At 43.1% G+C, this 26443-nt stretch carries 24 protein-coding genes; 23 read left to right on the forward strand and 1 reads right to left on the reverse strand.

What is annotated here, in order from left to right; genetic code table 11:
• Window positions 1-3 precede the first annotated feature (3 nt).
• The 18 genes from PBF_RS11930 (at window position 4) to PBF_RS12010 (ending at window position 20730) form a co-directional block, all read left to right on the forward strand.
• Window positions 4-2067 carry a sigma-54 interaction domain-containing protein gene (locus tag PBF_RS11930; protein ID WP_035330015.1) on the forward strand — a complete coding sequence of 688 codons (2064 nt, stop codon included), beginning with the start codon at window positions 4-6 and terminating at the stop codon, window positions 2065-2067.
• 205 nt (window positions 2068-2272) lie between these two features.
• Window positions 2273-3175 (forward strand): phosphate butyryltransferase, encoded by a 903-nt coding sequence (gene yqiS / locus PBF_RS11935; protein ID WP_035330016.1) that lies wholly within the window; start codon window positions 2273-2275, stop codon window positions 3173-3175.
• Window positions 3176-3259: 84 nt separating this feature from the next.
• On the forward strand, window positions 3260-4354 hold the full coding sequence (bcd, locus tag PBF_RS11940) for a branched-chain amino acid dehydrogenase (protein ID WP_035330017.1): 1095 nt from the start codon (window positions 3260-3262) through the stop codon (window positions 4352-4354).
• A gap of 175 nt (window positions 4355-4529) precedes the next feature.
• Window positions 4530-5639 (forward strand): butyrate kinase, encoded by a 1110-nt coding sequence (gene buk / locus PBF_RS11945; RefSeq protein WP_035330018.1) that lies wholly within the window; start codon window positions 4530-4532, stop codon window positions 5637-5639.
• A gap of 14 nt (window positions 5640-5653) precedes the next feature.
• Complete coding sequence (gene lpdA, locus PBF_RS11950; protein ID WP_035330019.1) at window positions 5654-7075, forward strand: dihydrolipoyl dehydrogenase; 1422 nt, start codon at window positions 5654-5656, stop codon at window positions 7073-7075.
• A 78-nt stretch (window positions 7076-7153) separates the two neighbouring features.
• On the forward strand, window positions 7154-8149 hold the full coding sequence (locus PBF_RS11955) for a thiamine pyrophosphate-dependent dehydrogenase E1 component subunit alpha (RefSeq protein ID WP_035330021.1): 996 nt from the start codon (window positions 7154-7156) through the stop codon (window positions 8147-8149).
• A gap of 12 nt (window positions 8150-8161) precedes the next feature.
• Window positions 8162-9145: an alpha-ketoacid dehydrogenase subunit beta gene (locus PBF_RS11960; RefSeq protein WP_035330022.1), complete on the forward strand. Its 984-nt coding sequence runs from the start codon at window positions 8162-8164 to the stop codon at window positions 9143-9145.
• Window positions 9126-9260, forward strand: coding sequence for a hypothetical protein (locus PBF_RS27025; RefSeq protein ID WP_268745113.1), 135 nt, complete (start codon window positions 9126-9128; stop codon window positions 9258-9260). The genes PBF_RS11960 and PBF_RS27025 overlap by 20 nt, the downstream gene beginning before the upstream one ends.
• A 15-nt stretch (window positions 9261-9275) precedes the next feature.
• Window positions 9276-10607: a dihydrolipoamide acetyltransferase family protein gene (locus PBF_RS11965; protein ID WP_035330023.1), complete on the forward strand. Its 1332-nt coding sequence runs from the start codon at window positions 9276-9278 to the stop codon at window positions 10605-10607.
• Window positions 10608-10804: 197 nt separating this feature from the next.
• Window positions 10805-12667: a methylmalonyl-CoA mutase family protein gene (locus tag PBF_RS11970; protein ID WP_035330024.1), complete on the forward strand. Its 1863-nt coding sequence runs from the start codon at window positions 10805-10807 to the stop codon at window positions 12665-12667.
• Window positions 12657-14849 (forward strand): methylmalonyl-CoA mutase, encoded by a 2193-nt coding sequence (gene scpA, locus PBF_RS11975; protein WP_035330025.1) that lies wholly within the window; start codon window positions 12657-12659, stop codon window positions 14847-14849. The genes PBF_RS11970 and scpA overlap by 11 nt, the downstream gene beginning before the upstream one ends.
• Window positions 14850-15968: a methylmalonyl Co-A mutase-associated GTPase MeaB gene (gene meaB / locus PBF_RS11980; RefSeq protein ID WP_035330026.1), complete on the forward strand. Its 1119-nt coding sequence runs from the start codon at window positions 14850-14852 to the stop codon at window positions 15966-15968.
• A gap of 231 nt (window positions 15969-16199) precedes the next feature.
• On the forward strand, window positions 16200-16637 hold the full coding sequence (locus tag PBF_RS11985) for a BrxA/BrxB family bacilliredoxin (protein ID WP_035330027.1): 438 nt from the start codon (window positions 16200-16202) through the stop codon (window positions 16635-16637).
• Between the two features lie 180 nt (window positions 16638-16817).
• Window positions 16818-17609 carry a transporter substrate-binding domain-containing protein gene (locus tag PBF_RS11990; protein ID WP_035330028.1) on the forward strand — a complete coding sequence of 264 codons (792 nt, stop codon included), beginning with the start codon at window positions 16818-16820 and terminating at the stop codon, window positions 17607-17609.
• Window positions 17610-17700: 91 nt separating this feature from the next.
• Entirely contained in the window at window positions 17701-18360 is a 660-nt protein-coding gene (locus tag PBF_RS11995) for an amino acid ABC transporter permease (protein ID WP_035330029.1), read from the forward strand.
• A complete protein-coding gene (locus PBF_RS12000; RefSeq protein ID WP_035330030.1) occupies window positions 18353-19075 on the forward strand; it encodes an amino acid ABC transporter ATP-binding protein in 723 nt (240 codons plus the stop codon). The genes PBF_RS11995 and PBF_RS12000 overlap by 8 nt, the downstream gene beginning before the upstream one ends.
• A 113-nt stretch (window positions 19076-19188) precedes the next feature.
• Window positions 19189-20181 carry an aromatic acid exporter family protein gene (locus PBF_RS12005; RefSeq protein WP_035330031.1) on the forward strand — a complete coding sequence of 331 codons (993 nt, stop codon included), beginning with the start codon at window positions 19189-19191 and terminating at the stop codon, window positions 20179-20181.
• A 27-nt stretch (window positions 20182-20208) separates the two neighbouring features.
• Window positions 20209-20730, forward strand: coding sequence for a L,D-transpeptidase (locus PBF_RS12010; RefSeq protein WP_200870040.1), 522 nt, complete (start codon window positions 20209-20211; stop codon window positions 20728-20730).
• Between the two features lie 225 nt (window positions 20731-20955).
• On the opposite strand, the gene prli42 is transcribed toward PBF_RS12010, so the two are convergent.
• A complete protein-coding gene (gene prli42, locus PBF_RS25860; RefSeq protein ID WP_152539676.1) occupies window positions 20956-21051 on the reverse strand; it encodes a stressosome-associated protein Prli42 in 96 nt (31 codons plus the stop codon).
• Window positions 21052-21222: 171 nt separating this feature from the next.
• On the opposite strand from prli42, the gene mce reads away from it, so the two are divergent.
• The 5 genes from mce to PBF_RS12035 all read left to right on the forward strand — a co-directional run bounded on the left by mce (window position 21223) and on the right by PBF_RS12035 (window position 26415).
• Complete coding sequence (gene mce / locus PBF_RS12015; protein WP_035330033.1) at window positions 21223-21633, forward strand: methylmalonyl-CoA epimerase; 411 nt, start codon at window positions 21223-21225, stop codon at window positions 21631-21633.
• Between the two features lie 3 nt (window positions 21634-21636).
• The gene (locus tag PBF_RS12020) at window positions 21637-23187 is read left to right on the forward strand and encodes an acyl-CoA carboxylase subunit beta (RefSeq protein WP_035330034.1); all 1551 of its coding nucleotides are present in this window, start codon (window positions 21637-21639) and stop codon (window positions 23185-23187) included.
• Between the two features lie 77 nt (window positions 23188-23264).
• A complete protein-coding gene (locus tag PBF_RS12025) occupies window positions 23265-24383 on the forward strand; it encodes a tripeptidase T (RefSeq protein WP_035330035.1) in 1119 nt (372 codons plus the stop codon).
• Window positions 24384-24510: 127 nt separating this feature from the next.
• Entirely contained in the window at window positions 24511-24987 is a 477-nt protein-coding gene (locus tag PBF_RS12030) for a chemotaxis protein CheW (protein ID WP_035330036.1), read from the forward strand.
• A 129-nt stretch (window positions 24988-25116) separates the two neighbouring features.
• Window positions 25117-26415 carry a DNA polymerase IV gene (locus tag PBF_RS12035; RefSeq protein WP_035330037.1) on the forward strand — a complete coding sequence of 433 codons (1299 nt, stop codon included), beginning with the start codon at window positions 25117-25119 and terminating at the stop codon, window positions 26413-26415.
• The last annotated feature ends 28 nt before the right edge of the window (window positions 26416-26443 follow it).

The following is a 26443-nucleotide window of genomic DNA, read 5'->3' on the forward strand; positions in this document are numbered from 1 at the left end:
CCTATGCAAACAGTGATGATTGTCGGTGCAGGAAAAGGCGGTACCGCCATCCTTAAAATAATTAAAGAAACGGCAGTTCTGGATGTAAAAGCCATGGTGGATATCGATCCCTATACAGAAGGACTTCGGCTTGCCAAAGAAAGCGGAATCCCAATCGGCACTGATTGGCGCCAGTTCATTAATCAGGATATTGACATCATTATTGAAGTTACCGGAAATGAGCAGGTATTTATCGACATCAGGGAAGCCAGAAGCAAAAATACAGTTCTAATACCTGGAAGTGTAGCTTTTTTAATCGCGAAATTACTTGAGGAAAAGGAAGAGCTGATTTCAAAATTTAGAAATGAAGCCTATAAGCATGACTTGATTTTTAATTCGACCGATGACGGAATGATTGTAATTAATAACCTCAATGAAATAATAGTCTTTAATCGCAGTGCGGAGAGAATGACAGGAATAAAGAGGAAAGATGCTTTAGGGAAAAAAATAAATGAAGTCATTACAGACAGCATGCTGCCAAGAGTTATGGCGACAAGGAGAATCGAAGCGAATCAGGAAATGACTTTGGCTAATGGCCTGAAAATTATTACAACAAGAATACCTATGCTTGGTGAAAACAATGAATTAATGGGTGCCTTTGCCGTTTTTAAGGATATAACAGAAGTAGTTTCACTTGCAGAAGAAATTACGAATTTAAAAGACATACAGACGATGCTTCAGGCAATTATTCAGTCAAGTGAGGAAGCCATTTCTGTTGTTGATGAAAATGGGAAAGGGATTTTAATCAATCCGGCATATTCCAGGCTTACAGGTCTGGAGGAGGAAAAAGTAATCGGAAAGCCTGCCACTGCAGATATTTCGGAAGGTGAAAGTGTGCATATGAAGGTCCTTCAAACTCGAAGAGCGATGAGAGGTGTGGCCATGAGAGTCGGACCGAAGAGAAAGGATGTAATTGTAAACGTTGCCCCTGTTATTGTTGATGGAAAGTTAAAAGGGAGTGTTGGTGTTATTCACGACGTATCGGAAATTCAAAATCTGAATCGTGAATTAAACCGGGCCAGGCAGATTATCCGCACACTGGAAGCGAAGTATTCATTCGAGGATATAATTGGAACATCTGAAGAGATGACCATTGCAATTGAACAGGCAAGACTTGGAGCTAAAACTCCTGCCACAGTTTTGCTGAGAGGAGAGTCCGGAACAGGTAAAGAGCTCTTCGCCCATGCTATACACAATGCAAGCGACCGAAAATATAACAAGTTTATCAGGGTTAATTGTGCCGCCTTATCAGAATCTCTTTTGGAAAGCGAATTATTCGGTTATGAAGAGGGGGCATTCTCGGGTGCAAAAAGAGGCGGAAAGAGAGGGTTGTTTGAGGAAGCTGATAAAGGCAGCATTTTTCTGGATGAAATTGGCGAACTGACAGCCAACACTCAGGCAAAGCTGCTCAGGGTTCTGCAGGAACATGAAATTACAAGAGTGGGAGGGACCAAGCCTATTTCAATTGATGTTCGGGTTATTGCCGCAACAAATGTCAATTTAGAAAAAGGAATTGCGGATGGCACCTTTAGGGAAGACTTATACTACAGGCTGAATAGAATGCCCATACATATTCCTTCATTACGGCGCAGGAAAGAGGATATTCCTTTGCTGTGCAGCAGACTTATTCAAAAGATAAACCAGGAATATGGGCGGAATGTAGAAGGTGTGACAGAACAAGCTGCTAAAAAGCTGATGGCGTATAATTGGCCGGGGAATGTGAGGGAACTCGATAATATCCTTGGCAGAGCCATAATTTTTATGAATTATAACGAAACGAAAATAGAAGAACGGCATATTCCGGATCTGGGTGCCAATAATCCGTCACCAAGTATTGAAGCAAGTGAAGAAGCGCAAAATAAATCATTAACTCAAATGGTTGAGCAGTATGAGGCAAAGGTGATCAGGCAAACTCTTCGAAATCTGGATGGGAATAAAACCAAGACAGCTAAAATGCTTGGACTCTCAGTCAGGAATCTTTACTATAAATTGGAGAAATACGAAATTGCAAAAAATAGCATGCAATAAATTTCATACTATGAAATAAATTGCATACTTTAGTTCGGTGAATAAAGCGTTTTCACGGTATTTTGAAGTTGGCACACTTCTTGCAAGTAAAATAAATGGAAGAACATCAAGAAAAAGGCGTCGATTATTCTTAAGTTCCTAAACTTATCCACTGGTATCCGGGTGGGCAAGGCGCCTGCGCTTTTCATGTAAGGGGGTTGAACAGATGACATTGGATTCGCTTCTAACGAAAGCAACCCAATATGGTGAGAAAACAGTAGCCGTAGCTGCAGCGGAAGACGAAGAAGTTCTGGAAGCTGTAGCTGAAGCAATTAAGCTGAACTTAGCAAGCTTTTTATTGTTCGGGGATGAAGGGGAAATCCGCGAAATCCTGAACCAGAAGCATAGCGAAGCAGCTGAAAGCCCTAAAGTTGAAATTGTTCACACAGAATCGGCTGCGCATGCAGCGGAATTGTCAGTAAGGGCTGTGAAAGAACAGAAGGCCAATGTGCTTATGAAGGGGAATATCCCGACGGCAGGCATTTTAAAAGCTGTCTTAAATAAAGAATTTGGTTTAAGAACAGGAAATGTTTTATCACATGTGGCTGTTTTTGAGGTTCCGGGCTTTGAACGGTTTACAATCGTAACGGATGCAGCTATGAATATTGCACCTGATCTTAATCAAAAAGCACAAATACTGAAAAATGCAGTTCATATTGCAAGAAGCATAGGGGTTGAAAATCCTCTCGCAGCTCCGATTGCTGCAGTAGAGGCCGTTAACCCTGCTATGCAGGCAACTTTGGATGCCGCAGCATTAACTCTTATGAACAAAAGAGGCCAGATTAAAGATTGTATAGTCGATGGTCCTCTGGCTTTGGACAATGCCATATCATTTGAAGCTGCTGAGCATAAGGGAATCAAAAGCGAAGTTGCCGGACAGGCAGATATTTTATTGGTGCCGACTATAGAAGTTGGGAATGCTTTATATAAATCACTTGTCTACTTTGCCAAAGCAAAAGTAGGAGCCGTTATCGCAGGTGCCAAAGCGCCAATCGTTCTTACTTCACGGGCGGATTCGGCTGAAAGCAAGGTTTATTCATTGGCATTAGCGATATGCTCAGCAAAGTAATAGCGCTGAAATCAGCATTTCATATAAAAAATATTAATCAAAAAACGAACATAAATTTCTTATAATCCGGGGAGGAAATATAACATGGAAATCTTCAAATACTTAGAAACTTACGATTACGAACAAGTGGTGTTTTGCCAGGATAAACAATCAGGCTTAAAAGCTATTATTGCAATTCATGACACTACTTTAGGTCCTGCACTTGGCGGTACACGCATGTGGACTTACGAATCTGAAGAGGCAGCTATTGAAGATGCATTGCGCCTTGCACGCGGAATGACTTATAAGAATGCAGCAGCAGGCTTAAACCTTGGTGGCGGTAAAACAGTTATTATCGGAGATCCGCGAAAAGACAAAAACGAAGAGATGTTCCGTGCTTTCGGCCGTTATATCCAAGGGTTAAATGGACGTTACATTACTGCAGAGGACGTAGGCACTACTGTAGCTGATATGGATCTGATCCATGAGGAAACTGATTATGTAACAGGTATTTCACCTGCCTTCGGTTCTTCGGGCAACCCTTCACCAGTTACGGCTTACGGCGTATACAGAGGAATGAAGGCAGCAGCAAAGGCTGCATTCGGAACTGACTCTCTGGAAGGCAAAACAATTGCCGTTCAGGGTGTTGGAAACGTTGCGTTCAATCTTTGCCGTCATCTGCATGAAGAAGGTGCACAGCTAATTGTAACGGATATTAATAAAGATGCAGTTCAGCGTGCAGTTGAAGAGTTCGGTGCTAAAGCGGTTGAACCAAATGAAATTTATGGAGTTGAATGTGATATTTATGCACCATGTGCTTTAGGTGCGACGGTTAATGATGATACAATTCCGCAGCTGAAAGCAAAAGTAATTGCCGGAGCTGCAAACAATCAGCTTAAAGAGACCCGCCATGGTGATATAATCCATGAAATGGGCATTGTTTATGCACCTGACTATGTAATTAATGCAGGCGGAGTTATCAATGTTGCAGATGAGCTGTACGGATACAACCGTGAACGTGCAATGAAAAAAGTTGAAACTGTATACAACAATATTGAAAAAGTTATTGATATTGCTAAAAGGGATGGAATTCCGACATATAAGGCGGCTGACCGCATGGTTGAGGAAAGAATTGAAAGAATGCGTAATTCACGCGGACAATTCCTCCAAAACGGCCATCATATCCTGAGCCGCAGATAGGTTTTAGGAAGAAGGTAAATATAGCCTGTCTTTCCTGAAATGCAAAGCGCTGAATTAAGAATTCAGCGTCTTTGCCTTTAAAAGCAGAGTAGAAAAAATGCAGCGGCAGATAAAGTACCTGAGTAAGAGTTATGCTTTTACTAGGGAGATTTCTGCTCTTTATGGAGGTTTAAACGTGCTAGAACAAGAACATCGAATTCTCGTCATCAATCCGGGATCCACTTCAACTAAGATTGGAGTTTTCGATAATGAGATCTCTGTCCTGGAGAAGACATTGCGCCATGATGCAGATGTCATTAACTCTTATGAAAGTATTATCGATCAGTATGAATTCCGCAAGCAGACCATTCTGGAAACACTTGATCATGAAGGAATCAACATCTCCAAATTAAGTGCAGTGTGCGGACGCGGCGGTTTGCTGCGACCGATTGAAGGAGGCACATATTCAGTTAATGATGCAATGCTTGAGGATCTTCGTGCCGGTTTTGCTGGTCAGCATGCTTCTAACCTTGGCGGAATCCTGGCATATGAGATTGCTTCGGGTTTAAATATTCCTTCATTCATTGTCGATCCGGTTGTGGTTGATGAATTGGATCCAATTGCCCGTATTTCAGGCTTTTCAATGATAGAAAGAAAAAGTATTTTCCATGCCTTGAATCAGAAAGCTGTTGCCCGGAGAGTAGCCAAAGAACTTGGTAAAAAATACGAGGAGCTTAACCTGATCGTTACGCATATGGGCGGAGGTATAACTGTAGGCGCTCATAAAAAAGGCAGAGTAGTGGATGTTAATAACGGACTTCATGGGGACGGGCCATTCAGTCCGGAACGGGCAGGTACAGTACCTGCCGGTGATTTGGTGGGACTTTGCTACTCCGGCAGCTTTTATCGTGAAGAAGTGATGAAGAAGCTTGTTGGACAAGGCGGTCTTGTAGGTTACCTTGGAACAAATGATGCAGTAAAAGTTGAAAAGATGATTGAAAGTGGAGATGAGAAAGCAAAGCTTGTCTACTCCGCAATGGCTTATCAGGTGGCTAAGGAAATCGGATCTGCCAGTGCGGTGCTGGGGGGAAAGGTTGATGCCATTATCCTTACAGGCGGTCTTGCCTATGGCAAGGGCTTTGTAAAAGAAATCAGTGAACGGATTAACTGGATAGCTGATGTCATCGTCCAGCCTGGTGAAAATGAGCTTCAGGCACTGGCGGAAGGTGCACTTCGCGTTCTGCGCGGTGAAGAGTCTGAAAAAGAATATCCTGGAAAAACAGCTGGCAAAGCAGCGTTGAAATAGAAGGGGGAAGCAACTTGGCACAGGAATATGATTTGGTGATTTTAGGCGGAGGCACAGGCGGTTATGTAGCAGCCATCCGTGCTTCACAGCTTGGTTTAAAAACGGCAATCGTTGAAAAAGGAAAACTTGGAGGGACTTGCCTGCATAAAGGCTGCATACCAAGCAAGGCGTTATTAAGAAGTGCTGAAGTGTTTGCTACTGCAAAGCACAGTGAAGATTTTGGCGTAATGACAAGTGATGTATCAATCAATTTTGGTAAGGTACAGGAACGGAAAAACAAAATCGTTGATCAGCTTCATAAAGGTGTTCAGCACTTGATGAAGCAAGGCAAGATTGATGTTTTTGAAGGCACAGGGCGCATTCTTGGACCTTCTATTTTCTCTCCAATGCCAGGGACAATTTCTGTGGAAATGAACAATGGGGACGAAAATGAAATGCTGATCCCTAAAAATGTTATTGTAGCAACTGGATCTCGCCCGCGCACCCTTCCGGGATTGGACATTGATGGACAACTTGTCATGACTTCGGATGAAGCCTTAGCTCTGGAAGAAGTGCCAAGCTCCATTATCATTGTTGGCGGCGGAGTCATCGGCATCGAGTGGGCATCCATGTTATCAGACTTTGGTGCAGATGTAACAGTAATCGAATATGCTGACCGCATTATTCCTACAGAAGACAAAGAAATTTCAAAAGAAATGCAGCGTCTTATGAAGAAAAAAGGAGTCAAAATTGTAACAGGAGCAAAGGTTCTTCCTGAAACCCTTCAGAAAGGTGAAGGAGTAACTATTTCTGCTGAGGTGAAAGGTTCCCAAAAGGAATTTTCCGCCGAGAAGCTGCTTGTATCTGTGGGCCGTCAGGCTAATACAGAAGGCATTGGCATTGAAAATACGGACATTCAAATTGAAAAGGGATTTATTGCCGCAAATGAATACTTCCAGACAAAGGAATCTCATATCTATGCCATTGGTGATGTTATTGGCGGACTTCAGCTCGCACACGTTGCTTCTCATGAGGGCATTGTTGCCGTGGAGCACATTGCAGGCCAGAATCCTTCTCCAATTGACTACAGCCTGGTTTCTAAATGCATTTACAGTTCTCCTGAAGCAGCAAGTGTAGGATTAACAGAGGATGAAGCAAAGGAAAAAGGCCATAATGTCAAAACTGGCAAGTTCTCTTTCCGGGCAATCGGAAAGGCGCTTGTATTTGGCGAATCCGACGGTTTTGTAAAAATTGTGGCAGATAAAGATACCGATGATATCCTTGGTGTCCATATGATCGGCCCTCACGTAACAGATATGATTTCAGAAGCAGGCCTTGCACGCGTTCTTGATGCAACTCCATGGGAAGTAGCACATACTATCCACCCGCATCCGACGTTATCTGAAGCAATCGGTGAAGCTGCCCTTGCTGTAGATGGAAAAGCAATCCACGGATAAAAATCCGATTAAATAAAATAAGTCTAGGTCTCCAATTGGAGACCGGGCTGATACATATTAGCTTAGGAGGTTGTATAAATGGCTGAAAACCGTCATAAAGATTTAGGTTTAAGTGATGAGAAAGTTATTGAAATGTATGAGACGATGCTATTAGCCCGCCGTCTTGATGAGCGCATGTGGCTTTTGAACCGTGCGGGGAAAATTCCGTTCGTTATTTCATGCCAGGGGCAGGAAGCTGCACAGGTAGGTGCCGCATTTGCTCTTGATCGCGAGAAAGATTATGTTCTTCCATATTATCGTGACATGGGTGTTGTTTTAACATTTGGCATGACCGCAAGGGAATTAATGCTGTCAGGGTTTGCTAAAGCGGAAGATCCAAACTCAGGCGGCCGCCAAATGCCTGGACACTTCGGCCAAAAGAAAAATCGTATCGTAACAGGTTCTTCTCCTGTTACTACACAGGTGCCCCATGCTGTTGGTGTAGCTCTCGCCGGAAAGCTTGAAGGGAAGGACCTGGTTACTTTTGTAACATTTGGTGAAGGTTCTTCAAACCAGGGAGATTTCCATGAAGGTGCGAACTTTGCAGGTGTTCATAAGCTTCCTGTAATCTTCATGTGTGAAAATAATAAATATGCTATCTCTGTTCCAATTGAAAAGCAGCTTGCTTGCGAAAACGTATCTGACAGAGCAATCGGCTACGGAATGCCAGGTATAACAGTTGACGGAAATGATCCGCTTGAAGTTTATAAAGCTGTGAAAGAAGCAGCAGACAGAGGCCGCCGTGGAGAAGGGCCGACTTTAGTCGAAACCGTTTCATATCGTCTAACACCTCACTCATCTGATGATGATGACCGGAGCTACCGTGCTCCTGACGAAGTCGCTGAAGCGAAAACAAAAGATCCGATTATTACTTTTGGCGCCTACCTGAAAGAAAATGGCGTTATGGACGATGCGATTGAAAAGGAAATCAATGACCGGGTTATGAATCTGGTAAACGAAGCAACTGATTATGCTGAAAACGCTCCATATGCAGAAGCGGAATCTGCTTTAAAGCATGTATATGCTGAACAGTAAGGGGGAGAGAATATGGCTGTAATTTCTTATATCGATGCGGTAACTATGGCAATCCGCGAGGAAATGGAAAGAGATCCAAAGGTATTTGTTTTAGGTGAAGACGTAGGTAAAAAAGGTGGCGTATTTAAAGCGACACAAGGGCTATATGACAAATTTGGCGAAGACCGCGTAATTGATACTCCGCTTGCTGAATCAGCGATTGCAGGGGTTGGAATCGGTGCAGCAATGTATGGAATGCGTCCAATTGCAGAAATGCAATTTGCCGACTTCATTATGCCGGCTGTTAACCAGATTATTTCAGAAGCGGCACGCATCCGCTATCGTTCAAATAATGACTGGAGCTGTCCGATTGTAGTACGTGCACCATATGGCGGCGGTGTTCATGGAGCACTTTATCATTCACAGTCTGTCGAAGCTGTATTTGCCAATCAGCCGGGACTTAAGATTGTTATGCCTTCTACCCCTTATGATGTTAAGGGTTTATTGAAAGCAGCAATCCGTGATGAGGATCCGGTGCTGTTTTTTGAACATAAGCGCGCATATCGCCTGATTAAAGGTGAGGTTCCTGATGATGATTATGTGCTGCCAATCGGAAAAGCAGATGTAAAACGCGAAGGTGAAGATATCACGGTCATCACTTATGGCCTATGCGTCCATTTTGCTCTTCAAGCTGCTGAAAGACTTGCTAAAGATGGCATTTCAGCGCACATACTGGATTTAAGAACGGTTTATCCGTTAGATAAAGAAGCAATTATTGAAGCTGCTTCTAAAACAGGAAAAGTGCTTCTTCTAACTGAGGATAATAAAGAAGGCAGTATCATGGGCGAAGTTGCTGCGATTATTGCAGAGAACTGCCTGTTTGAGCTGGATGCACCGATCAAACGCCTTGCAGGTCCTGATGTGCCAGCAATGCCTTACGCTCCAACTATGGAGAAATACTTTATGGTTAACCCTGATAAAGTAGAAAAAGCAATGCGTGAATTGGCTGAATTTTAATAATGGCATCTTAGTTAATAAAAATGGAGAGCTCGCAGATGGTGCGGCTCTAAGGCCGGATTCCATTCCGGTTCAGCTGCACCTGCTGCATGACCCGCAAAGTGCGGGCAGCTAGAAGGAGGTTAATCAGATGGCTATTGAACAAATAAAAATGCCCCAGCTTGGGGAAAGTGTTACAGAAGGTACAATCAGCAAATGGCTGGTTTCCGTTGGAGATAAAGTAAATAAATATGATCCGCTTGCTGAAGTAATGACTGACAAAGTAAACGCGGAAGTACCGTCCTCATTCACTGGTGTAATCAAAGAATTGATTGCAGAAGAAGGCGAAACGTATGAAGTCGGACAGGTGATTTTGACAATCGAAACCGAAGGCGGCGGGGAAACTGCTCCAGATACGCCAGCAGAGACAAAAGCGGAGAATAAGACTCCGGCTGCACCTTCAGCCTCAGCGCCTTCTGCACCAGCTGCACCGGTTAAAGCAGCGGATGCTCCAAAAGGAGTCCGTTATTCACCTGCAGTCTTAAGGCTTTCTCAAGAGCATGGAATCGACTTGAACCAGGTGACAGGTACTGGCGGCGGCGGACGCATCACCCGTAAAGATCTTATGAAGATCATTGAGTCCGGAGATATTCCTACAGCTGCAGCGGCTGCGGCTGCACCGGAAAAGACAGAAGCGCCAGCACCGGAAGCTGCACCTGCACCTTCCCAGCCTGCAGCATCCAAACAGGCGGCGCCAGCACCTAATGTACCGGTAAAGCCAGGTGATGTTGAAATCCCTGTTACCGGAGTGCGTAAGGCGATTGCTGCCAATATGCTCCGCAGTAAACATGAAGCACCTCATGCATGGACAATGATGGAAGTGGATGTTACAAATCTTGTTGAGTACCGCAACAGCATTAAAGGGGAGTTTAAGCAAAAAGAGGGCTTCAATATTACATTCTTTGCTTTCTTCGTAAAAGCAGTTGCACAGGCGCTTAAGGAATTCCCGCAGATTAATTCCATGTGGGCAGGAGATAAGATCATCCAGAAGAAGGATATCAATATTTCCATTGCAGTTGCAACAGATGACGCATTATTCGTTCCTGTCATCAAAGCTGCTGATGAAAAAACGATTAAAGGTATTGGCCGTGAAATAAATGATCTTGCCTTAAAAGTACGTACAGGAAAACTGACTTCTGCTGAAATGCAGGGTGGAACTTTCACTGTAAATAATACCGGATCATTCGGTTCCGTACAGTCCATGGGCATTATCAATTATCCGCAGGCTGCAATTCTTCAGGTTGAATCCATTGTGAAACGTCCTGTAGTCATGAACAATGGCATGATTGCTGTCCGAGATATGGTTAACCTTTGCATGTCACTTGATCACCGTGTGCTTGACGGCCTGGTATGCGGACGCTTCCTGCAGCGCGTAAAAGAAATTCTGGAGAACACATCTAAAGAAAATACATCTATTTATTAATAGTAAAAATACCGCTGCCCTGCTTTGGGGCAGCGGTTTCTTATTGTTCATTGCTTGTTTCTTCTTTGTATAATAAAATAGGTGTATGGAGAATTTAGAATTTTATTATAATTTTCTTGCGGCATTGTTTCTTAATAGAAACGGGTCCGCTACCGCATGAGGGGAGGGAACGCTGTCAGCTACAAGGACAGCAGATTATGTCATTAAAAAAAATGATTGAAGAAAAATTCCCGCAGCAGACTAATGAAGACTGGGAACAAAGTGCAGAAAAAGCTCTTAAAGGGAAATCCTTAGAATCATTATCACGAAATACATATGAAAACATAAAATTGAAACCGCTTTATTCCAGAGAAGACCTGGCCGAAAGTACCTTATCACAGTATCCGGGTGCAGAAGACTTCAGAAGGGGTTCATATGCTGCCGGATATCTTAGAGAAGAATGGAAGGTTGCACAGAAAGTTAGTGCTTCAGCTTCTGAAGAGCTGGCAGAAAAACTCCTTGATGCTGTATCGAAAGGGCAGACAGCACTGGCTTTCCAGCCTGAACTGTTAACAAATCCAGAGAAGATCAGCATCGCTGTTGGAGAAATTTATAAAAAATATCCTTTCAGTGTGGATGCCGGTCAAAATCACCGTCAATTAATAGAAGAACTTGTGAAATTTACAGAAAGTGAAAAAATCACAGGGTATATTGCAGCAGACCCGCTTGCTATAAGTGCTGCAGACAAAATGAACGATCGCTCAATCGATGAACTTTACGAAAATTTGAATGAAACGGTAAGTGTGGCAGCAGAACATATGCCAAACCTTAAAACCATCATGGTGAATACTGCTGTTTATCATAATGGCGGTGCGAATGCCGTCCAGGAACTTGCTTTTGCACTGGCAGCAGGAGTAAATCACCTGCAATATTTTCTTGGAAATGGCAAAAAAATCGAAGAAATACTATCAAAAATGATATTTAAATTTGCTGTTGGCTCAAACTTTTTTATGGAGATTGCCAAGCTTCGTGCGGCAAGGGTTTTATGGGGAAAGGTGGCAGAAGTATATGGAGCTGAGAGAGACAGTAAAAAAATGGTCATTTCAGCAGAAACGTCATCATTTACTAAGTCAGCTTACGATTCTTATGTGAATGTGCTGAGAGCGGGGAATGAAGCGTTTGCAGCTGTTTTGGGAGGAGTCCAATACCTGCATGTCAGTCCGTATAATGAACCGGAAGGAGCTCACTCTCCTTTTTCAGACCGAATCGCCCGAAATACCCAGCTCATTCTTATGGAAGAGGCGCATCTGCTAAAGGTCTCTGACCCGGCGGGCGGCTCCTGGTATGTGGAGCATCTGACAAATGAATTGATTGATAAAGCCTGGGAACTTTTCCTTGAGACAGAAGAGCTGGGAGGAATGGCTGAAGCTCTCCAGACTGGGTGGGTTCAGAATCAGCTTTCTCAAGTGCTTGAAAAAAGGCAAAAAGATGTTCATACGAGAAAACACAGTATCATCGGGACAAATATTTATGCTAACCATGATGAAAAGCCGCTTCAAATAGAAGCGGAAACCATTGAAAACAGCAAGAGTGTTATCAAGCCAATCCCGCAAGTTCGGCTTTCAGAGTCCTTCGAAGGTTTGAGGAGTTTATCTGAAAGATTAAAGGAAAAGGGGATTCGTCTTCAAGCAGGGCTAATCTGTCTGGGAGAATTAAAGAATCATAAAGCCCGTGCTGATTTTATTGCAGGCTTCCTGGCACCCGGAGGGGTTGAAGCAGTCAGAAGCGGTTCTTTAGAGAACCCGGAAGATGCTAAAGCATTTATCCAAGAAACAAATTGCAGGCATTATTTTATTTGCGGATCAAACGGCCAGTATGAAAGCCAGGCAGCTCCTTTAATTAGACACTTGAAAGAAGCTTTCCCGTCAGCTGCAGTCTATTTAGCCGGCCTTCCTGAAGAGACGAAAAGGGCTGAATTTAAAGATGCTGGAATCAGTGGATACATTCATGTAAAAAGCGATTGCTATGAAACTCTCGCAACTATGCTGAACGAGATGGAGGTGGCAAACAGTGGCCAATAAACCAGATTTTAAAAGCCTGGATATTCATAAAGTAAAACAATCAGCAAAGGATGACTGGAAAAGAAAAGCGGAGGAAGAAATCAATTCATCCATCGATAATCTTCTCTTTGAAACAAATGAGAGGATAAAAATAAAGCCTTTATACGTAAATGAAGACCTAAAAGAAATGGAGCATCTAAACGATAAGCCTGGGCTTCCACCATATACAAGGGGGCCTTATTCAACCATGTATGTGAACAGGCCTTGGACTGTACGTCAATATGCAGGATTTTCTACTGCAGAGGAAAGCAATGCTTTTTACCGCCGCAATCTTGCCATGGGGCAAAAGGGTTTATCAGTCGCATTTGATCTTGCCACCCATAGAGGCTATGATTCTGATCATCCAAGAGTCGAAGGGGATGTAGGGAAAGCTGGCGTGGCCATTGATTCCATCCTGGACATGAAGACGCTGTTTGATGGGATCCCTTTAGATCAAATGTCTGTATCCATGACGATGAATGGAGCAGTTTTGCCTGTTATGGCTTTTTATATCGTCACAGCTGAAGAGCAGGGAGTAAGCCAGGAGAAGCTTTCGGGAACAATCCAGAATGATATTTTAAAAGAATATATGGTTCGCAACACTTATATATATCCGCCGGAAATGTCCATGAAGATCATTGCCGATATATTTGAATATACATCAAAATACATGCCGAAGTTTAATAGCATCAGCATCTCAGGCTATCATATGCAAGAAGCGGGTGCACCTGCTGATATTGAGCTTGCCTATACACTCGCAGATGGACTCGAATATGTAAGAACCGGACTTAAAGCCGGAATCGATATTGATTCCTTTGCACCAAGGCTCTCGTTTTTCTGGGCCATCGGCATGAATTACTTTATGGAAGTGGCAAAAATGAGGGCAGCCCGCTACATTTGGGCAAAAATGATGAAGACCTTCGAACCCGGCAATCCGAAATCAATGGCGCTTAGAACGCATTCTCAAACCTCAGGATGGAGCTTAACCGAGCAGGACCCATTCAATAATGTAACAAGGACTCTTATTGAAGCGCATGCGGCAGCGATGGGGCACACTCAATCCCTTCATACGAACGCATTGGATGAAGCCATTGCATTGCCGACGGATTTTTCAGCCCGCATTGCGAGAAATACGCAACTGTACCTTCAGGAGGAGACAGGGATCACGAATGTAATTGATCCATGGGGCGGTTCTTATTATGTAGAAGCTTTAACAGATCAGTTAATTAAACGCGCCTGGGAGCATATTGAAGAAATCGAGAATCTTGGCGGAATGGCCAGGGCAATTGAGACAGGATTGCCGAAAATGAGAATCGAAGAAGCGGCCGCCAGAAGACAGGCACAAATTGATTCCGGAAAAGAAACCATTATTGGTGTGAATAAATACCGGCTGGAAAAAGAAGAGCCGATTGACATTCTGGACATCGACAACACAGCTGTACGATTAAAGCAAATTGAAAAGCTGGAGCGGCTAAAGGCATCCCGCGATAATGAGAAAGTTGCTGATGCCCTGGAGGCTATTACAAAAGCTGCTGATTCAGGGGAAGGCAACCTTCTTGAGCTTGCGGTAAATGCAGCACGGGTTAGAGCCACTCTTGGCGAAATTTCTGAAGCAATTGAAAAAGTGGCCAGCCGCCATAAAGCGATTATTCGTTCAATCAGCGGCGTGTACAGTTCTGCTTTTTCCAATGAAGAAGAAATTGCAGAAGTAAAACAAATGACAGATGAATTCCTTGAAAATGAAGGAAGAAGACCGCGGATTCTGATTGCCAAGATGGGGCAGGATGGCCATGACAGGGGAGCAAAAGTCATTTCAACAGCCTTTGCCGATCTTGGTTTTGATGTTGATATCGGCCCACTGTTCCAGACTCCGGAAGAAACAGCTCTTCAGGCGGTCGAAAATGACGTTCATGTCATTGGCATCAGTTCACTTGCTGCTGGCCATAAGACCCTTCTGCCGCAGCTTGCTGCTGAACTGAAGAAACTGGATAGGGAAGATATTATTGTTGTCATCGGCGGGGTTATTCCGGCACAGGATTATCAATATTTATATGAGCATGGTGCCTCTGCCATTTTTGGCCCGGGGACCGTCATTCCAGCGGCTGCCCAAAAGGTCATCAGAGAGATATACAGCCGTCTCGGGTACGAGGAAGTGACCCGGTAAATGACTAAGGATAAAAAACCGGAATGGTTTGATGAAGAAAAGGCAGAAAATTTTACAAGCACCGTGCGCAGTGGTGTGGATTCGGGTGAGTCGAAGCAGAAATTCAAGAACATAGGCAGGTTTCAAAAAAAATCTCCCTCTCTGCCGGATCTTGACGTTCTTGAAGAAGGAATCATGAGTGGCAGCAGACCTGTTCTTGCACGAGCAATTACTTTGATTGAAAGTAACGCCGAGCATCATTTTCGCCATGCACAGGAAATCCTGCACAGGCTCCTGCCTCATTCAGGGCGATCGCTCAGGATTGGGATAACCGGAGTGCCGGGGGCAGGAAAAAGCACGTTCATTGAATCTTTTGGGACCTATCTATGTGATGCGGGTTTAAAAGTAGCTGTTCTTGCCGTTGATCCGAGCTCAAGCTTGAGCGGCGGCAGCATCCTTGGCGATAAAACAAGAATGGAGCAGCTATCAAGAAACCCGCGTGCTTTCATAAGGCCTTCTCCTTCAGCCGGGAAACTGGGAGGTGTCCACAGAAAAACAAGAGAGACCATGCTGCTGTGTGAAGCAGCAGGCTTTGATGTTATTCTCGTTGAAACCGTCGGTGTGGGACAAAGTGAAGTCATTGTCAGGGAAATGGTGGATTTCTTTATGCTTTTAACACTGACTGGGGCAGGGGATGAACTGCAGGGAATGAAAAAAGGCATTATGGAACTGGCTGATGCGGTAATTGTTAATAAAGCCGATGGAAGCAATAAAAAATTGGCCGAAAAAACAAGAGCAGAGTATAACCGTATTCTTCACTTTCTTCAGCCAGCTACTAAAGGATGGCAAACGAAAGCTTATACCTGCTCATCTGTCTTTAATGAAGGCATCTCTGAGATCTGGAATGTGATTAAAACGTTTGAAAATACGGCAAAGACATCAGGAGTTTTTGAAGAAAGAAGAAGGCTCCAGACAAAACAATGGATACATTCCATGATCCTGGATCAGCTTCAATTCAGCTTTTTTTATCATCCTGACATAAAACCGCTTCTTCCAAAATTCGAGAACGAGGTCATCGCAGGCAACAGGACGGTTACATCTGCAGTTGAAGAATTGTTTAATGTCTATACAAAAAGATAGAGCTTTCTGTTTCGGGCAGGCTTTTCCTGAAGACAAAAAAATGGCCAGTGCCTTGCGGGCACTGGCGAATCTAGGGAGTTTAGGGGTATGGATCTAGCTGTAGTTTTATCTTTCCCTGATAACCCAAAAGCTAAACTTTTTTGTTCAAAAAATTGACTTGATTGTAAAATTTACTCTTGTATTGGTATTATGTATATAGTCAAGAGAATTTTTAACTGAGGAGTGATGACTTTGAATATGGATTTCAATTTATTTATGAATGATGTTGTCAGGCAGGCTCGGCAGGAAATCGTGCATGCCGGCTATACAGAATTAACGACACCGGAAGAAGTGGATGATGCCCTTAATAAAAAGGGAACCACACTTGTAATGGTGAACTCTGTCTGCGGGTGTGCAGGCGGAATTGCCCGTCCTGCCGCCATGCATTCCCTGCATTATGACAAGCGCCCTGACCATTTGGTTACGGTATTTGCCGGACAGGATAAAGAAGCAACCGAAAAAGCCAGATCTTATTTTACAGGCTATCCGCCATCATCACCATCTTTTGCACTTCTCAAAGATGGAGAGCTATGCACGATGATCGAGCGCCACGAAATCGAAGGCCATGAGCCAATGGCAGTTGTCCAAAAACTGCAGGATGCCTTTGAGAAATATTGCGAAGAGCTATAAACAGAGAAAAGTCCCGAATTACGGGACTTTTTTTTGGATCCAGTTATCTGAAAAATTAAACTTCTAGTAAATAATTAAAAATCTTATTGCATAAATATAAAAATCTGTTAAAATTCATTTTAGTGAATATTTATTAATAGTTATACAGAGATTATTCATATTTTATAGGGGGAAACAAAAATGAAAAAAGTGATCATGATTGCATTAAGCGTGCTCTTAGTCAGCTTATTAGCTGCATGCGGCACAAGTGAAGAAGCCAGCACTGGAAGCGGCTCAGGGGAAAACTCAGATAAAAAAGTATTAACTATGGGTACATCAGCGGATTACCCGCCATTTGAATATGTAGATTCTGCAAAAGGGGAAGAAATCATCGGTTTTGATGTTGATTTGGCCAAAGCGATCGCTGGAAAATTGGGTTATGAAATTCAAGTGAAGGATATGGATTTTAACGGACTGATTCCTGCACTGGAAACAAGCCAGGTTGATTTTGTTCTAGCAGGAATGACTCCTACAGAAGAGCGTAAAGAAAACGTTGATTTCAGCGATGTATATTATACAGCGAGCCACATGATTGTTTCTAAAAAAGGCAGCGGAATTGAATCATTGGAAGATTTAGACGGAAAAACAATAGGTGTGCAGCTTGCCTCCATTCAGGCAGATAAGGCAGAAGAAATTGCTGAAACAGTTGATATGACTGTGGAAAACCGCAACCGCATCCCTGAGTTAATTCAGGAAATCATGGCAGGCCGATTTGATGCTGCCATGATTGAAGACACAGTTGCAAAAGGATATTTTGAAAAAAATAAAGACCTGGCGGGTTTTACAATTGAAGAAGATGAAACAGAGGCAGGTTCTGCCATTGCTTTTCCTAAAGGCAGTGAATTAACTGAAGAATTTAATGCAGAGCTTTTGAAGATGAAAGAAAACGGTGAATTGGAAGAATTGATCGTAAAATGGTTTGATAACAAATAATTCGCTGGGAATTGGCGTCCAAGGCATATCTTCCTTTGGACGCTTTATTCTTCTCAGAAAATAAATTACTTACAGAAAGGATGGAAAGATAGTGAATCTGGATTTTCAGCAGTTCATTCCCTCCCTTCCATATATACTTAAAGGCATTGGCGTCACGCTGCAAATTGTGTCTATGGCAGGCATACTGGGTTTTGTATTAGGTATTATTCTATCATTCTTTAAAATTAGCAAATTTAAATTTCTTGGCTGGATTGCAGATGCCTACACATCCGTTTTTAGGGGAACACCTCTTGTTCTTCAGCTGATGCTCATCTATTATGGGTCACCCCAGCTGATCGGGTATAAAATTGATCCTTCCACAGCTGCGGTCCTGTCTTTTGGGCTTAATTCAGCGGCCTATATTTCGGAGATTATCAGGGCGGGAATCCTGGCAGTGGATAAAGGGCAAAGTGAAGCGGCAATGGCACTTGGCGTTCCATACAGGCCAGCCATGATGGATATCATCCTTCCGCAGGCAATGAAAAACATTTTGCCTGCATTAATGAACGAGTTTATTACTCTTACAAAAGAGTCTGCAATCGTAACGGTCATTGGGGTAACAGACGTGATGCGCCGGGCTTACATCGTGGGAGGCGAAAAGTTTTCCTACTTCGAACCGATACTGATTGCCGGGCTGATTTATTACATTATGGTAATGGTCCTGACTGTGCTTGGAAAAGGAATTGAAAGGAGAATGAGACGCAGTGATTAAAGTGGAAAATTTGCATAAGCATTTCGGTAAACTTGAAGTTCTAAAAGGAATTTCAACCAATATTCAAGAAGGCGAAGTAGTGGCTGTAATAGGTCCGTCCGGTTCCGGGAAGTCAACGTTCCTCCGCTGCATCAATCTTCTGGAAATGCCAACAGACGGCAGGATCATGATTAATGGGCAGGACATTACGGATAAAAGCACAAACATAATGAAAGTGCGCCAAAATGTAGGGATGGTGTTTCAGCATTTTCATTTATTCCCCCATAAAACTGCCCTGCAAAACCTGACCTACGCACCGATGAAGGTTAAGGGATTTTCAAAATCGGAAGCAGAGAAAACAGGGCTCGAGCTGTTGGAGAAAGTAGGGTTATCTGCTAAAGCACACGAGTATCCTAATAGGTTATCCGGTGGACAGAAACAAAGGGTTGCGATTGCTCGAGCTCTTGCCATGCAGCCTGAAGTTATGCTGTTTGATGAGCCAACATCTGCTCTTGACCCGGAAATGGTGAAGGAAGTGCTGGACGTTATGAAGGATTTAGCACATACAGGTATGACAATGGCGATTGTTACCCATGAAATGGGCTTTGCCCGTGAAGTGGCAGACAGGGTGCTGTTCCTGGATGGCGGTGTGCTTGTAGAGGATTCTTCGCCTGAAGAATTTTTTTCTAATCCTAAGAGTGAACGTGCAAGGGATTTCTTGCAAAAAATGCTATAATCGATATATGCTATGGGAGAAGATGGTCAACATGATCATCTTCTCTTTCGCATTTAAATACCTGACAGCCTTTTTAATATTTGATGGGCAGTTGAATATAGGAGTTTGAATAAATGAAGTACAGAATTGGCTACCGGACAATCAAGACTGCAGTGGGGACTTCCATCAGCATCATGATTGCACAGATGCTGCAGCTTGATAATTTTGTTTCTGCAGGCATCCTGACTATATTATGTATAAAAGTCACAAAGAAAAAATCACTCCGGGCTTCATGGGACCGATTTTTTGCCTGCCTGCTGGCAATGGCGTTTTCATCCTTGTTTTTTGAGGGCATTGCTTACCATCCGCTTGTAATCGGACTGCTGCTGCTGTTTTTTATTCCGACAGCAGTCATGGCAAAGGCCAGCGATGGAATTGTAACAAGCTCAGTTATTATTTTGCATATTTATTCTGCAGGGGAGGTTTCAAAGGACCTCTTACTGAATGAATTGGGCATCATTATTGTCGGGATCGGTGTTGCATTAATCGCGAACCTCTACATGCCGAGCCTGGAATCGAAGCTTAAGGAATATAGGCTGGAAATAGAAGAAAACTTTAAGATTATCTTTGACGAAATCGTGAGGTATTTGCGTACCCATGAAAGCAGCTGGGACGGCAGAGAAATTACTGAAACAATGGAATTGATTGATGAAGCAAAAGCATTGGCTTTCAGAGATGTTGAAAACCACTTTCGAAGAGATGAAAATTTATATTATCATTATTTCAAAATGAGGGAAAAACAATTTGAAATTATTGAAAGGGTTCTTCCGAGCGTAACTTCCATTGCACTTCCTGTTGAACAGGGGGAGATGATCGCTGATTTTATTGAAGAATTATCAGAGCATATTCATCCAGGAAATACGGCCCTGCTGTTTCTGGAGAAATTGTACCGTATGAAGGTTTCTTTTGAAAATATGGAGCTCCCAAAAACAAGGGAGGAATTTGAGGCGCGTGCTGCCCTGCTTCACTTTGTCAAAGAAATGGAACAGTATTTAATTATAAAGAGCTCTTTTAAAGGGCTAAAGGATAAGGAAATGAATCAAAACGGGACTGCAGAAGCAAACTAAGGAAAAGGAATTGGAGCGTGAATTGTCATGCTGAAGTTTGCTGCAGCGGCCATACTGTTTTTCTCACTTTCCCCAATCTGGCCATTGGGACCTAATCCGCTGCCTGGGGATCCATTTCTGATAGTCAATAAACGGATAAATGAAGTTGCGTTTATACAGGATCATAGAGTGCAGAATGTCATCACAGCTTCAACCGGGAAAACGGATGACCTTACACCTGAAGGGCTGTTCACAGTGACTGTAAAGGCAGCTGATCCATACTACAGAAAAAAAGACATAAAAGGCGGTGACCCCCGGAATCCGCTCGGCACAAGGTGGATTGGGTTTGACGCAGAAAATACTGATGGCAGAATCTATGGCATTCACGGGACGAATGATCCTCTTTCCATCGGCAGATATGTCTCCAATGGATGTATCAGATTGCAGAATGAGGCAGTCGAGTCGTTATATGAATCCGTGCCGATTGGAACAAAAATTTTAGTTGTCACCTCAGCTAAAAGCTTTGACGAACTTGGAAGAGATTACGGCGTCATAAAAAAAGAAAACTGAAAGAACTTACAGCTGCATCTGAATGGATGCAGTTTTTTAATGAGCTGGATGAACGCCAGCTTCGGACTCTGACTCTCGGGTTTTTGCTTTTTGTGTTCGAAGTTCATACGCTCGTGAGGTTAAGTTAATAGCATCAACAAAAAAGTGCACAGATTCTGTTCTGCCAGAAAAAAAGCTGCCCGGAATTGCCATCCTGAGCAGCTGAAAAATGAATAGAGTTTCTTGTTATAAAAACATCGACATACCCATAATGAGGGTAGATGCGAGCATTGCAAATATCATTAGATAGACAATGACTTTCGCCAGTTTCTTATTTGACATTCTATGCCTCCTCGTCCCAATTCTTACTCTTATTTTACTAAGAATCATCAAATTGAACAACCGCTCAATTTTTAAAAGGATTTTCGACATTTTTAACGAATATTTAAATAAAAGACACAAAATATGCTTGCAGGAAGTTCATAATTTCGGCATCCATGAGGAGGGAAACAGATGATTAAGAAGGTGGACCACATTGGAATTGCTGTCAGGTCTATCGATGAAGCGCTTCCATTTTATACCGAAATGCTTAAGCTTGAATTTCTGGGATTAGAAAAAGTAGATAGCCAGGGAGTAAAGGTTGCGTTTATTAAAGCGGGGGAAACGAAACTTGAGCTGCTTGAGCCGACAAGTGAAGAAAGCCCAATTGCCAAGTTTATAGAAAAGCGGGGCGAAGGGCTGCATCATGTAGCACTGGGAGTTGACAGCATACAAGAACGCATAAACGACATGAAGGAACAGGGTATCAGAATGCTGCAGGATGAACCTAAGGTTGGTGCAGGCGGTGCCCATGTAGCCTTTATGCACCCGAAATCGACAGGCGGTATTTTGTATGAATTCTGTGAAAAGAAAGGATTGAAATAAAGTATGGCAGACATCTATGAGAAAATAAATGAGTTATACGACAGGCGCAGGGAAGTAGAACTGGGCGGAGGGGATGAGCGTATACAAAAACAGCATGAAAAAGGAAAACTGACTGCCCGGGAACGAATCGATTTATTAGTAGATCCGGGAACTTTCGTTGAGCTGAACCCATTTATTGAGCACCGCAGCACGGATTTTGGACTGGAAAACCAAAAAGGGCCTGGAGATGGTGTTGTAACTGGCTATGGAAAGGTCAACGGACGTCCTATCTTCTTATTCTCACAGGACTTTACCGTTTTTGGGGGCGCTCTCGGGGAAATGCATGCAAAAAAAATTGCCAATGTTATGGATTTAGCAGCTGAAAATGGTGCTCCATTTGTAGGGTTGAATGATTCCGGCGGCGCCAGAATTCAGGAAGGTGTTGTTTCCCTTGATGGGTACGGCCATATTTTCTACCGGAATTCCATTTATTCAGGAGTGATTCCGCAGATTTCAGTCATCATGGGGCCTTGTGCCGGTGGTGCAGTATATTCTCCGGCGATTACGGATTTTGTCTTTATGGTGGAAAAGACGAGCCAGATGTTCATAACCGGACCAAAAGTAATCGAAACGGTGACGGGTGAGAAAATTTCTCCTGAGGATCTGGGCGGTGCCCGTGTGCACAATACAATCAGTGGAAACGCACACTTTAGAGGGGAGTCCGAAGAGCAAGTGATTGAGCAGGTGCGGAGTCTGTTAAGCTACCTTCCGCAGAATAACGAAGAAAAACCTCCTATGTCGGAATGGGAAGAGGACGATGATTACCGTCCGGATCTGACAGACGCCATTCCTTTTGATGCCCTTCGTCCATACGACGTTCGAAAAGTCATTGAACAGGTAGTAGATAATGATACTTTTATGGAGGTGCAGCGTGATTTCGCTAAAAATATTGTAGTCGGCCTTGCCCGGATCAAGGGTGAGACGGTGGGACTTGTCTGCAATCAGCCGAAGGTAATGGCAGGAGGACTCGATATAGATTCTTCTGATAAGGCTTCAAGGTTTATCAGGTTCTGTGATTCATTTAATATTCCTCTTATTACATTTGAGGACGTTACAGGCTTTTTTCCGGGTGTTAAACAGGAGCATGGCGGGATCATACGGCATGGTGCAAAGATTCTCTATGCTTACTCAGAAGCAACGGTGCCAAAGCTTACTGTTATTTTAAGAAAAGCATTCGGAGGAGCTTATGTTGCCCTTAACAGTAAATCTATTGGCGCAGATCTTGTTTTTGCATGGCCGAATGCGGAAGTGGCAGTAATGGGTCCTCAAGGTGCAGCCAACATTATTTTTGCAAGGGAAATCCAGAACAGTGATGATCCCGAGACCACCAGAGCACAAAAAATCGAAGAGTATAGAGAAAAGTTCGCAAATCCATATGTTGCGGCAAGCCGGGGCATGGTAGATGATGTCATAGATCCGCGCGAAACCAGAATCAAGATCATTCAGGCGCTTGAAATGCTGCGCAATAAAAAAGAAAGCAGACCACATAAAAAGCATGGAAATATTCCGCTATAATGGATTCCTGATTTGCTGTGCCAAAATTTTGGAGTTATACTTGCTTAGTAAGCTTAAATTTGGAGGTTTGTACATAAATGATTAATGAGGAACGTTTATTAAACGAATTTCTGGAACTGGTGCAAATTGATTCTGAAACAAAGTATGAAGCTCAAATTGCCAAAGTTCTGAAGAAAAAATTCAGGGATCTTGGGGTTGAGGTGTACGAAGACGATACTACTGCACAGACCGGACACGGTGCAGGCAACCTCATCTGCACTCTTCAGGGAACGAAAGAAGGAATAGATACAATTTATTTCACTTCACATATGGATACGGTTGTTCCTGGAAAAGGAATTAAACCTTCCATCAAGGACGGCTATGTTGTAACCGATGGAACAACGATCCTGGGTGCAGACGACAAGGCAGGACTTGCCGTTATGCTCGAAATTGTTAAGGTCCTGAAGGAGCAGAATATCGCTCATGGAACTATTCAGTTCATTATCACAGTCGGTGAAGAATCCGGACTGGTTGGAGCGAAGGTTCTCGATCCTTCACTTGTTAAAGCTAAGTTTGGCTATGCATTAGACAGTGACGGCAAAGTCGGGAATATTATCGTTGCTGCCCCAACCCAGGCTAAAGTTAAAGCTGCTATTCTAGGAAAAACAGCTCATGCCGGTGTTGCTCCTGAGAAAGGCATTTCTGCAATCACGATGGCATCGAAAGCGATCTCAAGAATGCCGCTGGGCCGCATTGATGAAGAAACAACGGCTAATATAGGGCGTTTTGAAGGCGGACAGCAAACGAATATTGTATGTGACCATGTTGATGTATTAGCAGAAGCACGTTCATTAATTCCTGAAAAAATGGAACAGCAGGTAGCTAAAATGAAGGAAGCATTTGAAAGTGCTGCCGAAGAAATGGGCGGCAAAGCTGAAGTGGATGTTCAGGTCATGTATCCTGGCTTTAAATTTGGCGAAGGTGATCATGTCGTTGAAGTAGCACGCAGAGCGGCTGCAAAAATCGGCCGCAGCTCCGAGCTTCTTCACAGCGGCGGCGGAAGCGATGCAAACGTAATCGCCGGCTTTGGCATTCCTACAGTTAACCTTGCTGTCGGTTATGAAGAAATTCATACAACCAATGAGCGCATGCCTATTGAAGAATTAAATAAACTGGCTGAAATGGTCATTGCCATTATTGAAGAAGTTTCAGCTTAAGCAGCAAGAAAGAGAACCGATGTGGTTCTCTTTTTTGCTGAAGCATTCTATTATTTCCTCACTAGTTAGAAAATAATGGCTATGGTATATTAGTACTATACATAAGAGTTTCCGAGGAGGAAATGCGATGATTGAAAATAATAAAGCTGTCGTTTTCAGGGCAGGAAATGAGGAATATGCTACACCGGTTCCTTTTGTTATATCCATTGAGAAAATGGACGGTATTACACCGATTCCTCATTTGCCCGCCTATGTAAGAGGGATTGTTAAAGTCAGGGGAGAGCTTATTCCTGTTGTTGATTTTGAAGAAATTCTCTACACCCGGAAGCTTGCTGATAGTGACTCCGCAAGAATGATTGTGCTGCAGACAGACGAGCTATCATTCGCCGTTCTTGTAAATGAAGCCAAGGAAATTCTTGATATTCCAGAAGGCTGCCTGAAACAGCCAGGTCTGATTGCCTATCAAAAAACCAATTATTTTACAGGTGTGGCTAATATCGATAATAGGCTGATTACTATAATTGACCCATTAAAGCTGGTGGAATCACTAGATGGAATAAGAGAAATAAAAGAGTATATGAAAACACAGCATACAACTGCATAGCGGACGAATTCTGGAACAGGGGATCAGAGAGATTCCCTGTTTTCGCTTTTTCAAAAAAGTCTCTGATTAATAGAAATGAAAAATATTTGCTAAAATAGAATTGAATTATATTTACAGGGAAGTGCCGGCATGAAACAAATGTATCCGAAAAATGGGAGAGTTATCCTTCATGTTGATATGAATAGTTTTTATGCTTCGGTTGAGATGGCTTATGATCCCTTATTAAAGGGCAAGCCTTTAGCAATCGCAGGGAATCCGGAGGAGAGACGCGGTATTATTGTAACTTGCAGTTATGAGGCAAGGAAATTCGGTGTAAAAACCACCATGCCTCTATGGGAGGCTAAAAAGCTTTGTCCCCAGCTGATTATCATGAAGCCTAATTTTGAGAGATATCGTGCTGCCTCTATGGGAATGTTTGATATATTGCGCGAATATTCCTCCCTTGTTGAACCTGTATCCATTGATGAAGGATATGTGGACATAACAGACAGCTATGAGTTTGGGAGCCCAATAGAAATTGCCTCGACGATACAAAAGCAGGTTTTTCAGCAGCTTGATTTGCCCTGCAGCATAGGTGTTGCCCCTAATAAATTTTTAGCCAAGATGGCTTCCGACATGAAAAAGCCGATGGGGATTACAGTTCTCAGAAAAAGAGATGTACCGCATATCCTTTGGCCGATGGAAGTGGAGGAAATGCACGGAGTCGGCAGAAAAACAGGAGAAAAACTGAGAAATCTCAACATCACCACAATTGGCGAATTGGCAAAAGCGGATGAAATTATTTTAAAAGCAGCACTGGGCATCAATGGCCCGAGGCTGAAACAAAAAGCCAATGGCCAGGATCTTAGAAAAGTCGATCCGGACTCGGCGTCTGAATTTAAAAGTGTGGGGAATTCGACCACACTGCCAAGAGATGTTTCAAATCAAAGAGAGCTGCTTCAGGTATTTGAAAAGCTGGCTGCACAGGTTTCTTCCCGGTTGAAAAGGAAACAGGTAATGGCGCTTTCTCTCGGGATTACTATCAGATATAAGGACCGGAAAACGATTACCAGAAGCCGCAAACTGAAAAATCCGATTCAGCATAATGAAGAAATTTACCAAATGGCAAAAGAGCTTTTTATAAAACATTGGAATGGAAATGCTGTACGGCTTCTTGGCATTACAGGAACCGACCTTGTCGAACCCGAACAGGCGGTTAAACAGCTGGATCTGTTCAGTTTTGAAAAAGATGCCAGAAAGGAGCCGTTATTTCAGACAATGGATCTTTTGCGCAAGAAATACGGCACTAAAATAATCGACAATGCGGGTGCACTTTCGGATATGAAATTGGCCAGCCACAAGATCGGCACTGACACCAGCTTTAATAAAGACTTTTTACATGGCAGTCCAGGAAGAAGCGATAAAAAAGAAAAAGATGATCATTCATGAGTTTTTCAGGAGGCTATAAGCAAAACTA

It is taken from the genome of Cytobacillus firmus DS1, assembly GCF_000565285.1.
In the GTDB taxonomy this organism is placed as follows: domain Bacteria; phylum Bacillota; class Bacilli; order Bacillales; family Cytobacillaceae; genus Cytobacillus; species Cytobacillus firmus_A.

Coding starts and splice junctions, on each gene's coding strand:
- PBF_RS12020 (WP_035330034.1), top strand. CDS start 21,637: ATGGCAGACATCTATGAGAAAATAAATGAGTTATACGACAGGCGCAGG.
- yqiS (WP_035330016.1), top strand. CDS start 2,273: ATGACATTGGATTCGCTTCTAACGAAAGCAACCCAATATGGTGAGAAA.
- PBF_RS12010 (WP_200870040.1), top strand. CDS start 20,209: ATGCTGAAGTTTGCTGCAGCGGCCATACTGTTTTTCTCACTTTCCCCA.
- PBF_RS12030 (WP_035330036.1), top strand. CDS start 24,511: ATGATTGAAAATAATAAAGCTGTCGTTTTCAGGGCAGGAAATGAGGAA.
- prli42 (WP_152539676.1), bottom strand. CDS start 21,051: ATGTCAAATAAGAAACTGGCGAAAGTCATTGTCTATCTAATGATATTT.
- PBF_RS11970 (WP_035330024.1), top strand. CDS start 10,805: ATGTCATTAAAAAAAATGATTGAAGAAAAATTCCCGCAGCAGACTAAT.
- PBF_RS11930 (WP_035330015.1), top strand. CDS start 4: ATGCAAACAGTGATGATTGTCGGTGCAGGAAAAGGCGGTACCGCCATC.
- PBF_RS11965 (WP_035330023.1), top strand. CDS start 9,276: ATGGCTATTGAACAAATAAAAATGCCCCAGCTTGGGGAAAGTGTTACA.
- PBF_RS11955 (WP_035330021.1), top strand. CDS start 7,154: ATGGCTGAAAACCGTCATAAAGATTTAGGTTTAAGTGATGAGAAAGTT.
- PBF_RS12035 (WP_035330037.1), top strand. CDS start 25,117: ATGAAACAAATGTATCCGAAAAATGGGAGAGTTATCCTTCATGTTGAT.
- meaB (WP_035330026.1), top strand. CDS start 14,850: ATGACTAAGGATAAAAAACCGGAATGGTTTGATGAAGAAAAGGCAGAA.
- PBF_RS11960 (WP_035330022.1), top strand. CDS start 8,162: ATGGCTGTAATTTCTTATATCGATGCGGTAACTATGGCAATCCGCGAG.
- PBF_RS12005 (WP_035330031.1), top strand. CDS start 19,189: ATGAAGTACAGAATTGGCTACCGGACAATCAAGACTGCAGTGGGGACT.
- mce (WP_035330033.1), top strand. CDS start 21,223: ATGATTAAGAAGGTGGACCACATTGGAATTGCTGTCAGGTCTATCGAT.
- PBF_RS11990 (WP_035330028.1), top strand. CDS start 16,818: ATGAAAAAAGTGATCATGATTGCATTAAGCGTGCTCTTAGTCAGCTTA.
- bcd (WP_035330017.1), top strand. CDS start 3,260: ATGGAAATCTTCAAATACTTAGAAACTTACGATTACGAACAAGTGGTG.
- PBF_RS12025 (WP_035330035.1), top strand. CDS start 23,265: ATGATTAATGAGGAACGTTTATTAAACGAATTTCTGGAACTGGTGCAA.